Here is a 12,600-nt window from a genome sequence, read left to right as displayed (position 1 = left end):
GTTAACGTTATCATATGAGTCCCTCATGGCGAAGAAAAAAGGCAAGCCTGCTGAAATTGAAGAAGAAATTATCTATATATCAAAAAGTGAGCTAAAGCGCGAAGCGCAAGAGTTTCATCAGTTAGGTGCTGAAATTGCCAAAATGGGGAAAAAACAGCGCGAGCGCTTACCCTTAAATGACGATTTAAAAGCGGCAATGGTTGTTGCTGACAAAATCAGTAACAAAAGTGATGCATACCGTCGTCACTTAAATTACATCGCAAAAACGTTGCGAACTGTGGAAAATATCGATGAGATCAACGCTATTATCGACGTTATGCTTAATAAAAATAATCAAGCAGAAGTATTGATTAAAAAAATTGAGCAACTGCGTGATGATTTAATTGCCCAAGGTGATGATCTAGTAAACCAAACCGTAGAGCAACACCCAGCCATTGATCGTCAAAAATTACGACAATTAATTCGTAATGCTGCAAAAGAAGTGAAAATTGAAAAGCCAGCTAAAGGCTACAAAGAGCTATTTCAGTACCTTAAAGAAAGCATCATGCGATAAGCTACATGTAATGTAATAAATTGCCTATATACAGCCTGAGTATAAACACTCGCTATTTATAGGCAATTACCGTTTAGTCATCTGTAATACCTTCACGTAACCTTCAGAAAATACCAATCTTATCCTCACGAGGTAGGAAATGGCTGTAGCCATGAATTTTGTCAGCCGCGCGGCATAACCCCAACTGAACTTTGTTCCTTTAATCTCTTCCTCTGTGGTGAATAATTTACTAAAAAACTTTACTACCGAGAGCACTGAGGCGCTTCGCGCTACACCGAGAAGGCAAGGTAAAGCCCAGTACCTTGTCACTTATCTAGTGCCTAATCCCTTTATTTACCTCTTAAGCGCAGCGCCTCTTAACCTCTTTGTGAATAAGTCACTTATAAGCTTGCGCGGCATAAAGCCGCGCCTACGCAAATCCAAACACCGATGCCACCCCGTAGGCTCGAGTTTACCTCGCGCAGCCCGACGCTCGTGGCTCGTGGCTTGCGCGGCATAAAGCCCCGACTACAATAAACCCAAACACCGATGCTAACTTTAACCTAGCTCCTAGAACCTAGTCACTTCCCTAGAACCCCTATCCTCAACCAACTATCCCTAGCGGTTTGGCACTTTGCCACGCCCCGCGGGTAAAATCGGGAATATCAATTGATGCACTACGGTTACTCACTGACTCTGCTGATAACGGCGATATCACAGACCAAGCGGCGCCATCGTATACATCCTGATCGAGCGCTTCACCATTGCGCAGGCAATAAATCATCCGCCAAAACATTAAGAAGTCCATACCACCGTGACCGCCATTACGCTGTGCTTCTTCGCCCATTTTCAGCCACAGAGGATGATCATATTTTTTATACCAATCAGCCATTTCGTAATCCCACTCATGGAAGCTTTTCGAGCCACCATTTTCTAAGGCGATACGATTTGGAAAACCGGCAAACACCCCATTAGTGCCTTGAATTAAATTATGACGCGAGTAAGGTCTTGGCGTGGTGGTATCATGTTGAACCATAATACTACGGCCTTTGACTGTTTTTATGAGCGTGGTGTTCATATCACCAGCAATATAATTAAGCTGATTACGTTGATGATCGGCTGGGAATTCTTTCTTCGCATAAGCACTTCGGCCCAACGCCGGCGAGCTCATCGAGGTTAAAAAGTCAAAGCGGTCGCCACGGTTAATATTCATATATTGCGACACAGGACCTAAGCCATGAGTGGGATACAAATTTCCATCACGTTTTGCATGCCAAGCTGTGCGCCACGAGCCGGTTTTATGTTCAATCTCTTTCATTTGCCAGCGTAACTCATGAATATACGCAGCTTCACCGTGTAACAGCTCACCAAACACGCCTTGGCGAACCATATTCAATACCATCAATTCATCACGACCATAATTGACGTTTTCCATCATCATACAGTTTTTCTGAGTACGCTCTGCGGTATCAACAATTTGCCACATTTCTTCCACTGTGAGTGCTAACGGCACTTCAACAAAAGCATGCTTACCACTGTTCATGGTATCTATCGCCATAGGCGCATGCCATGCCCACGGAGTCGAGATGATTACAATGTCGATATCATCACGATTAAGCATCTCTTGATAAGCGTTATCTGACCCCGTATACAGAGCAGGCTTTACCAGCCCTTTATCGGTAAGGTATTTTGCAGATTGTTCTAATACTTCATTATGAGTGTCACAAATTGCTTTGATTTCAGTGCCAGCAATATGACTCATGTGCTTTACATGGCCAAAGCCTCGCTGGCCAACACCAATAAAACCAACTCGTACTACATCCATTTTTGGTGCAATCAGGCCAATTACCGATTGCCCTTGTTGCATAGGAGCAATAGCACTGCCATTAGCGCCACTTGCACAGCCTGCAACCACACTAGCTGCAGCCGCTGCACTGGCGGCTTTTAAAAAATCTCGACGATTAAACTGCTTCATTCTTATTATCCTTGGATTTACTTAACTGCAAGTTACCTAAAACAGAAGATCAGGTAAAGTAGATAAGGATAGATAACAGAGGAAAAGCAGGGGCTAGCATTAACCGTAACTGCCGACGTAGGAAATGGCTTTAACCATGAATTTTATAAACCTCGCGGCGCAAAGCCGCGCCTACGCTTTAAAACATAGGTGCTAGGTTTTTTAGGCGCTAGGTCCTAGTAACTTCCCTAGTACCTTTATCTTCCTAGCACCTTTAACCTTTAACCTTTATTACACGTCTCTTAAAATGGCTTTCAGTGTGCTCTTTTTGGCGAGAATATCACGATATAAAGCAAACTGATTTTGCGCACGTTCTAAATTATGGTTAGCATGCTTAGTAGCAAAGTAATGATCGCCATCAATGTAATCGGTTAAAAAGCGCAAACCAATCATAAAGGTCATAACCTTAGCACCCAGCCAAAAGCTTTGTTTTTCTTGCTCGGTGATCAAATCTTTCAAAGGCTCGACATAGCCTTTCACTACAGCCGCAAAAATTTCTTCGCGAACACAAACGTTATCTAAATTAGTTGAATCTTCTTGCTCTGGTGAACAGAAGGTACGCACCATATCACCAAAGTCATATAACCAATAACCTGGCATACAGGTGTCTAAATCAATCACTGCTTTGGCATCATGTGACTTATTGCAGAACAACATATTATTGATTTTAGTATCATTATGGCAAGGTCTAACCGGTACATTGCCTGCTAACAATTTAAGCTCATCAATGAGTCCAAACTGTGCAAAACAAAAATCGACTTCAGCTTGGCAACTTGCTAAACGCTTAACCGGATCGCTTGCAACCACTGCTTTGAGTTTTTCAGCACGCATCGCCAAATTATGAAAATCAGGAATGACATGATGCAATTGCTTGGCATCAAAATCTTCCAAGGCAACAGCAAATTGGCCAAATGCATTGGCTGCAGTTTGTGCTTGTGAAGTATTTAACACAACATCTTCACTATAACTGCCGCCAATAAATTCGAGTGCACGCCAAACACCATCATCACAATCAACTAAATAACCATTTTCAACGGTCGGAACATGGCGAATAATCGCTAAGTCATAATCACCCGACTGATGCTTTTTAGTTAAATGACGTTCAATTAAGCGGGCATTTTTTACCAGCATATCAGGCTCAGGAAAAACCTCAGTATTCAGCTTTTGTACGACTAATGATTTTTTGGGTGCCGTCAATAACATAGTAGTATTAATGTGACCACTACCAATTGGTTTCAAACTGACTTCTTCATTACCAAGGCCAAAACTTTCAGATAAGTGAACCGCAATGGAATTTGACTTCATACTTACTTCGCTATTATTGTGCCCGGGAAAAGGCAAGATCGGGGCTGTTTCATCCATGACGTAATTCATATAATTTACCTGTAACATCCTGTAATTCTGATTTATAGGTTACTCCATACCATGACTCTTTAGCAGTATAAATAGTAACTATTTGCTGATTAGATGTGATCGCATGTTGAATTTGATCCGGTAAATAATACTCCAATCTGACACCGTTGTCATATTTTTGCAGAAACGCCAAAAAACCGGCTTCAAGTGAGTCAAATAATGCAGGTGTAATGGCCCAAAAACTCATTGACCCTAATGCATCCGCAGCGATCACCTCACGTCTCCCCTGTGGGTTGTCGCCTATTATTTGACCGTTCTCGTTCTGAATATTTAAATACTCAACAACATCAACTAATTGGTTATTTTTAACCTGGCATACGCCCCTATTCACGCCCCCTTGCTCTGATAAGGTATCAATAATTGGATACCCAACCATAGCCCAACTATTGTTACTTTTAAAATGATCTGCAAGTAATAAAAACGACGACGCGCCATAGTAATCATCCGCAGTAATAACGATGGCTGGATTATGAACATGCTCTTTAGCACACAATAAAGCATGACCTGTTCCCCAAGGCTTTTCTCGCTGTTGCACTAAAGCTTGAAATTGCTCGGGCACTAAGTCAATGCGTTGCTCCACAAGCACAACCTCTATACCCACAGGTAAACGCGGTAAAATAACATGCTCAATCTCACTTCTCACCGCTTGGTTGATCACTAATACCACTTGAGTAACCCCTGCGGCAACGGCATCTGCAATACTGAGTTCCATTATGGTACAACCAAGACCGGCAATTTCAGCTATTTGTTTATTACCACCAAAACGTGAGCCCAGCCCACCAGCCAGAACCACTAAACTTAAGTGATGTTTTTTAGTTTTCATTTTTAAACCGCTTTTACCGCTAATAAACCAGAGTGTACCAGTTTTAAAAGTGAGATCTAGCTATAGGATCTAGGTCTTAGTCGATAGGTTCTAGCCTAGCTCCTAGTCACTTCTCTATCACCTAGCACCTTTTTTAACCTTTCGCGGTGGCAAGCCACTCGCCTACAAGTAATTAATGAAACATCAAAGTAAAATTTAAAACCCGTAGGCGTTGAGCTTGCTGACGCACAAACTCCGAGCCACATTTTAGAGCTCGGCATAACCCCGCTAATAAGACCATTTTGCACAAAGAGAAGACAATGAGGGTAAATGCCATGAGCTTCGAGCAACGCGCTCCTAGTCACTTCCCTAGAACCTAGCCCCTTTCTCTTTAACCTTTTACTTCCCTAAAAACAAAAACGGTGGCCTGAGCCACCGTTTAATCAGCAAACTAATAAAAATTAATTACCAAATTTTTACGCGGTCGGCTGGTTTGATATACATTTTGTCGCCTTCTTTAACGTCAAATGCTTGATAAAACTCAGGCATATTCGACAAGATACCAATCACGCGGTAATGGCTTGGTGAATGAGGGTCTGTCATTAGGCGGTTACGTAGTTCTTCGTCACGGTATTTACGACGCCAAATTTGCGACCAACCCATAAAGAAACGTTGCTCCCCCGTATAACCGTCAATCACAGGCGCTTTATCACCGCCAAGGGATAGTTGATAAGCAGTAAAGGCAACTGTAAGGCCACCTAAGTCACCAATGTTTTCACCTAAGGTTAATTCGCCATTAACGCTTGCATCTGCAAACGGTTGGTACTCGTTGTACTGTGAAACTAACTGACCGGTACGTGCTTCAAACTGTTTCAAGTCTGACTCACTCCACCAGTCACGTAAATTACCATCACCATCATACTTAGCACCTTGGTCATCAAAACCATGGCCTAACTCATGACCAATTACTGCACCAATTGCACCGTAGTTAACCGCATCATCTGCTTCTAAGTTAAAAAATGGTGGTTGCAAAATGGCTGCTGGAAATACAATTTCGTTATTCACAGGATTATAGTAAGCGTTCACTGTTTGTGGTGTCATATGCCACTCAGAACGATCAACGGGCTTACCTAGCTTGTCAATCATATCCGCATAAGCCCACTCGCTATGGCGAATATAGTTACCCACCAAATCATCAGCATTAATGCTTAACTGTGAGTAATCTTTCCAGTTATCAGGGTAGCCGATTTTTGGTGTAAATTTATCGAGTTTTTCTTTCGCAGCAAGCTTGGTTTCTGGGCTCATCCACTCGAGGTTTTCAATCGCAACCCCATAACCTTTGATCACGTTATCAACTAACTCTTCCATGCGCGCTTTAGCTTCTGGTGGGAAGTTTTCTTTAACGTATACTTTACCTAATATTTCACCTAACACTTCATTTGATGCATCTACAGCTTGCTTCCAAAGAGGTGCTTGTTCTTCAACGCCACGTAATGTAGTGCTATAAAAGTTAAAGTTTAAATCAACCAACTCTTTATTTAATACGCCAGCATAATTGCTTACTAAGTGAAATTTTAAATACTGTTGCCACGTTGCTAAATCGGTCGTTTTATAGATATCTGCAAATTTTTCAAAGTAGCTAGGCTGGCTAACGATAATATCTTCTACATTCACACCAGACGCTTTAAAATATTCAGCAAGGTCAAACTCACCGGTCAACTTGTTAGCATCCGCTACACTCATTTTATTATAAGATTTGGTAGCGTCGCGGCTTTCAACACGTGTCCACTGCGCATCTGCAATACTGGTCTCCAGCGCTATAATCGCTTTAGCTGCTTCATCTGCCTTTTCAACACCAGCATGTTTTAAAATATCAGCTACATAAACTTGGTACTGCGCACGAATTTTAGTGAACTTTTCATCGTCTTTTAAATAGTAATCACGATCAGGTAAACCAAGGCCTGATTGATATGCATACAATGCATTCTCGCTAGAGTTTTTAGCATCATTATTTACATACCAACCAAATGGTACTGCGCCACCTTGCATGCGAACTTTCGCCATTAGCGCCACTAAATCAGACTTGTTTTTTACCTCATCTATAGCTGCTAAAGGTGCATTTAGCGGTGTAATACCTAGCTCATTACGTTTATCTTGATTCATGTAACTTTTGAAAAAAGCACCCAGCTTATATTCATCAGTACCCTCTTTAACCGCCGTATTCGCAGCCGCTTTTTCTAGCACTATTTTCATCGCTTCTTGCGAATCATCATATAACTGTGAGAACGAGCCATAGTTTGATTTATCACCCGGGATTTCAGTCGTCACCAACCATTGGCCATTTACGTGATAATAAAAATCATCTTGAGCACGGACAGACTTGTCCATATTAGCTAGTTCAATACCAGAATTGAGCTGTTCTACCGGTGCGCTTGCAGCTACCGTTTCTGGTGCTTTAGCTTGTTCTTGTTGTTCGCCGCAACCGACTAATCCCAAAGCAAGTGCAATACTTGCCGCAGTAAGCGTTACTTTTTTCATGATTGTCTCGTTTGTTAGTTATGGTTTGAATACTCAGCCACTCAAATAAGGCTCTTAAATAGAATATTCGTTGCACCCATCTTAAACCTGTTCCATGCAACAATAAACCGATAAGCCCAAACAGCCATTTTTAATATGTAACAAAGTTTATCAGTCGCTCCAATAGAGCGATTAAACTCCGTAGGCGTTAAGCTTGCTGACGCAAAAGGCCACAACACATTTAAACGGTGGCAAGCCACTCGCCTACAAGTGATTAATTAAACATCAAAGTACAACTTAACTCCCGTAGGCGTTAAGCTTGCTGACGCACAAACACCACGCCACATTTTGAAACGCGGTGGCAAGCCACTCGCCTACAAGTAATAAATTACACATCAAAGTACAACTTAACACCCGTAGGCGTTGAGCTTGCTGACGCACAAACACCACATTTAAAATGCAGAAGAAAATAAAAAATAGATTAGAAGAAGTGAGGTTAATTTAAATATACACAATTCCAAAATGGATAATCACCTACACTTTTAACCAAGCCAGCCCTAAGCGGGTTTGCAACTATATACCTAGCTTGGTTAAGTAAGTCTTCATCAGTTCTAAGCTTGTGATCATAAAAGTTAGCTTGCCAAATTTTTCCGCTAGAAAGTAAATAACGGTTCAATTTAATCGTAGTAATACTTTTAAATTGACCAATAACTTTGGATAGATCATCAGTATTTCTAAGCTGGAATAGCCAATGCAAGTGATCAGGCATTAATGTAAAACAAATTGTCCTAAGGTTTCCCGAATGCGAAAAAAAATGTAACTCCCTCATAATTAAACAACTACTATCAAAATCACAAAAAAGCTGCACTCTATTTTCAGTACAAATTGTAACTGAGTAATAGTGATTAACTCTCGAGTATCGCCCTTTAGTCCGCTTACTAGTATCAACCATTACTTTCCCTCAATTAACTACAAGTAAATATAGTATTTAATCGAGATCTCTCCAGTAGAGATTGAGCTTCCTTAATAAACAAACACGAAATTTTAAAACGCGGTGGCAAGCCACTCGCCTACAAGTAATAAATTACACATCAAAGTACAACTTAACACCCGTAGGCGTTGAGCTTGCTGACGCACAAACACCACGCCACATTTTGAAACGCGGTGGCAAGCCACTCGCCTAGGTAAATTTAAACATCCACTTTTATTTTTTCGATAATTTCTACGTTTGCAGCGGGGAAGTTATATTCATCTAAGCGGTTAATTGCGACCCAAGCGCTTTGTTGGCCTTCTGCGCCATGGGCTTGGCCGCTAAAGTCAGTCACTAAATGTACGTCGAGTTTTACGCACTTATCGCCGTAATCATGCTCAATCGTCATCAACTCGCTTGAGCTATTAATTGTTAAACCGACTTCTTCTTGAAGTTCTCGTTTAAGTGCTGCAAATACGGTTTCACCGCTTTCTACTTTACCACCTGGGAATTCCCACAAACCACCTTGGTGTTTGTCATCTGGGCGCTTACAAATAAATAGTGTGTTATCTGCTTTGATAACCCCCACCGCAACATGCACAATTTTTTTCGTCATCATATTACCTTTATCAAAACCGCGCGGCAGAAAGCCCCGCCTACGCTTTAAAACATAAGTGCTAGCACCTAGTCACTTCCCTAGAACCTTTATCTTCCTAGCACCTAACCCCTCTACTCTTTTATTTACCTCTTAAGCGCAGCGCTCTCTTAACCTCTTTGTGAATAAATCACTAAAAACCTTTCGCGGCATAACCCCACTAAACAAGACCATTTTGCACAAAGAGAAGTGAATGAGAGGAAATGAGAAAACAAAAGCCATGGGCTTCGAGCAACGCGCTCCTAACCATTTTCCCTAGCTCCTTTATTTACCTCTTAAGCGCAGCGCTCTCTTAACCTCTTTGTGAATAAATCACTAAAATCTTTCGCGGCCAAAGCGGCTCCTACGAGAGAGTATCCCGTAGGAAATGGCTTTAGCCATGAATTTTAAACCGCGCGGCATAAAGCCGCTCCTACGCTTTAAACATAGCTACTAGCACCTAGTCACTTCCCTAGTACCTTTATCTTCCTAGCACCTTTACCCTTTCACCACATTCCAAAAAACAAAAAAAGCGACGCAGGCGTCGCTTTTTTCAGTATTAAAACAGCTTATTTTAACTTACCACAACACTGTTTAAACTTTTGACCAGAGCCGCATGGGCATGGTTCATTACGGCCAACTTTTGGCTCTACACGTGCAGATACAACAGCACCTTGTGGTGTTTCGCCGCCTACGTGTTCAACTTCTTCATGTTGATATTCGCGCGGTGCATTTTCACTCTTGCGGTGTTGCTCTTCTACTTTTTCAACATCTTCTTCAGCGCGTACTTGTACTTTACTTAAAATGCTTACTACATCAATTTTAAGGTTTTCAAGCATTTCTGAGAACAGTTCAAACGACTCACGTTTGTATTCTTGCTTAGGATTCTTTTGCGCGTAACCACGTAAATGAATACCTTGGCGTAAATGATCCATTGCTGCAAGGTGATCTTTCCAATGTTGATCCAAGCTTTGTAGCATGATCGCTTTCTCAAATTGACGAAGTACTGAATCACCAACTTGCTGCTCTTTATCTTTATAAGCTTGTTCAACCGCTTCTTCAATGCGCTCACGTAACTTTTCTTCATAAAGCTTGTTATCGTCAGCTAACCACTGTGAAATTGGTAACTCAATTAAGAAGTCTTGCTTTAAGCGTTCTTCAAGTCCAGGAATATCCCACATCTCAGCTAAACTTTGCGGTGCGATGTATTGGTCAATCGTATTATTTAATACATCACCACGAATAACCATGATCGTTTCTGAAATATCGCCTTCTTCAAGCAATTCATTACGTTGCGAGTACACCACTCGGCGTTGGTCGTTTGCCACATCATCGTATTCAAGTAATTGTTTTCGAACATCAAAGTTACGAGCTTCAACTTTACGTTGCGCGTTTTCAATGGCACGGTTAACCCACGGGTGCTCAATCGCTTCACCGCGTTGCATACCCAGTTTACGCATCATATTAGTCATGCGTTCACCAGCGAATATACGCATTAACGCATCATCCATTGATAAGTAAAAACGGCTTGAACCCGCATCACCTTGACGACCCGAACGACCACGTAGCTGGTTATCAATACGGCGCGATTCATGACGCTCAGTACCAATAATATGTAAACCACCAGCGGCAATTACTGCATCATGGCGAATTTGCCATGCTTCTTTAATCGCTTTGATTTGCTCGTCAGTTGGGTTTTCAAGCTTTTCGACTTCGCTATTCCAGTTACCGCCTAACACGATATCAGTACCACGACCGGCCATGTTAGTTGCGATGGTTACAGTGCCTGGTAAACCAGCATCGGCAACGATATCTGCTTCTTGGGCATGGAATTTAGCATTAAGTACGTTGTGCTTGATTTTTTCTTTACGTAAGAATTGCGATAAATATTCAGAGCTTTCGATTGAAATGGTACCCACCAACACTGGCTGGCCGCGCTCTTGGCAATCTTTAATGTCGATTAAAATAGCTTCGTATTTTTCTTCTTGCGTTAAATACACTAAATCAGCGCGATCTTCACGGATCATCGGCTTATTAGTTGGCATAACAACGGTGTCTAGGCCGTAGATTGACTGAAACTCAAATGCTTCTGTGTCAGCAGTACCTGTCATACCGGCAAGGGTGTCGTAAATACGGAAGTAGTTTTGGAATGTAATGGATGCCAATGTTTGGTTTTCGTTTTGAATTTTTACATTTTCTTTCGCTTCAACAGCTTGGTGTAAACCTTCAGACCAACGACGGCCTTCCATTGTACGGCCAGTGTGCTCATCAACAATGATAACTTCGTTTTCTTTTACAACGTAATCAATGTCTTTTTGATACAGTTTATGGGCACGTAATGCAGCATAAATATGGCTAAGCAGCGTAATACTTGCCGCTGAATAAAGCGAATCGCCTTCTTCAATCAACCCACGTTCAATTAGCAGTTCTTCAACCTTAATTTGGCCACGTTCCGTTAAATGAACTTGCTTGGCTTTTTCATCAATGGTGAAATCGCCATCGCCTTCAACACCTTCTTCGTCTTCTTTCTCTTGTAATTCAAGTAAAGGGACAATGGTATTAATTTCAGCATATAGCTGCGAACTATCTTCAGCGGGGCCGGAAATGATCAGTGGTGTACGGGCTTCATCAATTAAAATTGAGTCAACTTCATCGACTACCGCATAGTAAAGTGGACGTTGTACGCGCTCGTTAATGCTAAACGCCATGTTGTCACGTAGGTAATCAAAACCAAATTCGTTATTTGTACCGTAGGTAATATCGGCAGCATAGGCTTCTTTTTTCTGTTGCGGCATCATACCCGGTACATTACAGCCAACAGTTAAACCTAAAAACTCAAATAATGGGCGGTTAGTTTCGGCATCACGCTTGGCAAGGTAGTCATTCACGGTAATAACGTGAACACCTTTACCTGTAATACCGCGTAAGTATGCCGGTAAACTTGCAGTAAGGGTTTTACCCTCACCGGTACGCATTTCTGCGATACGGCCTTGGTGTAATACCATGCCACCAAGTAGCTGCACGTCAAAGTGACGCATGCCATTTACACGTTTTGATGCTTCACGTACCACGGCAAATGCCTCTGGTAAAATGTCATCAAGACTTTGTCCGTTATCGTAACGCTCTCTAAAATCTGCTGTTTTGGCTTTTAAATCTTCGTCTGAAAGCGCTTCAAGTTGCGTTTCAAGCGCGTTGATCAGCGCGACCGTCTTTCTTAAATTTTTAATAGTGCGGTCATTGCGACTACCAAAAATCTTGGTAAATAAATTAGATATCATGATAAAACCGTTACAATGTGTTCTTTGCTAGCCGATTATCAGCTAACCCATTTTTATAATTACTAATTAATAGATTACTCTTTGAGCACATATTAATTAGCAATTTCGAGGAACGTTGCAAAAGCAGCGTTCAATACGTGCGCTACTATACCAGACTATGCGAAACATCAAACCATCACATAGTTAAGATATGCGTTTTCTGCAAGAAAATTTACAACAAGCCGTAAACATTACTTTAATTTAAGACTGTGAAACGTCATTAACTCTGAAGATATGGTGGTGGATGATAAAAAATCAAGAGGTGAAAACAAACTTAGGTTCTAGGTTCTAGGTTCTAGGTTCTAGGTTCTAGGTTCTAGGTTCTAGGTTCTAGGTTCTAGGTTCTAGGTTCTAGGTTCTAGGTTCTAGGTTCTAGGTTCTAGGTTCTAGGTTCTAGGTTC

Annotated in this window: 8 protein-coding genes; 1 reads left to right on the top strand and 7 read right to left on the bottom strand. The window is 41.6% G+C overall.

Translation table 11 applies throughout. The features are described from left to right. The first annotated feature begins 25 nt into the window (after positions 1-25). A complete protein-coding gene (gene yjgA, locus A7968_RS17215) occupies positions 26-553 on the top strand; it encodes a ribosome biogenesis factor YjgA (RefSeq protein WP_064667808.1) in 528 nt (175 codons plus the stop codon). Between the two features lie 583 nt (positions 554-1,136). Here the strand turns inward: yjgA and A7968_RS17210 are convergent. The 7 genes from A7968_RS17210 to secA form a co-directional block, all read right to left on the bottom strand. Further along, positions 1,137-2,507, bottom strand: a complete 1,371-nt coding sequence (locus A7968_RS17210) for a Gfo/Idh/MocA family protein (RefSeq protein ID WP_064667807.1) — start codon at positions 2,505-2,507, stop codon at positions 1,137-1,139. A gap of 270 nt (positions 2,508-2,777) precedes the next feature. Continuing rightward, the gene (locus A7968_RS17205) at positions 2,778-3,851 is read right to left on the bottom strand and encodes a phosphotransferase enzyme family protein (protein WP_064667928.1); all 1,074 of its coding nucleotides are present in this window, start codon (positions 3,849-3,851) and stop codon (positions 2,778-2,780) included. 49 nt (positions 3,852-3,900) lie between these two features. Beyond that, positions 3,901-4,782: a nucleotidyltransferase family protein gene (locus A7968_RS17200; RefSeq protein ID WP_064667806.1), complete on the bottom strand. Its 882-nt coding sequence runs from the start codon at positions 4,780-4,782 to the stop codon at positions 3,901-3,903. Positions 4,783-5,226: 444 nt separating this feature from the next. Beyond that, positions 5,227-7,299, bottom strand: a complete 2,073-nt coding sequence (locus A7968_RS17195; RefSeq protein WP_064667805.1) for a M13 family metallopeptidase — start codon at positions 7,297-7,299, stop codon at positions 5,227-5,229. 475 nt (positions 7,300-7,774) lie between these two features. Then, positions 7,775-8,230, bottom strand: a complete 456-nt coding sequence (locus A7968_RS17190; RefSeq protein ID WP_064667804.1) for an REP-associated tyrosine transposase — start codon at positions 8,228-8,230, stop codon at positions 7,775-7,777. A 238-nt stretch (positions 8,231-8,468) separates the two neighbouring features. Further along, positions 8,469-8,864, bottom strand: a complete 396-nt coding sequence (gene mutT / locus A7968_RS17185) for an 8-oxo-dGTP diphosphatase MutT (protein WP_064667803.1) — start codon at positions 8,862-8,864, stop codon at positions 8,469-8,471. Positions 8,865-9,451: 587 nt separating this feature from the next. Further along, a complete protein-coding gene (secA, locus tag A7968_RS17180) occupies positions 9,452-12,160 on the bottom strand; it encodes a preprotein translocase subunit SecA (RefSeq protein WP_064667802.1) in 2,709 nt (902 codons plus the stop codon). Between the last annotated feature and the right edge of the window lie 440 nt (positions 12,161-12,600).

The sequence above is a fragment of the Pseudoalteromonas prydzensis genome, from assembly GCF_001661495.1.
GTDB classification, from domain to species: Bacteria; Pseudomonadota; Gammaproteobacteria; order Enterobacterales; family Alteromonadaceae; genus Pseudoalteromonas; species Pseudoalteromonas prydzensis.
This window is presented reverse-complemented; position numbering and strand designations above follow the sequence as displayed.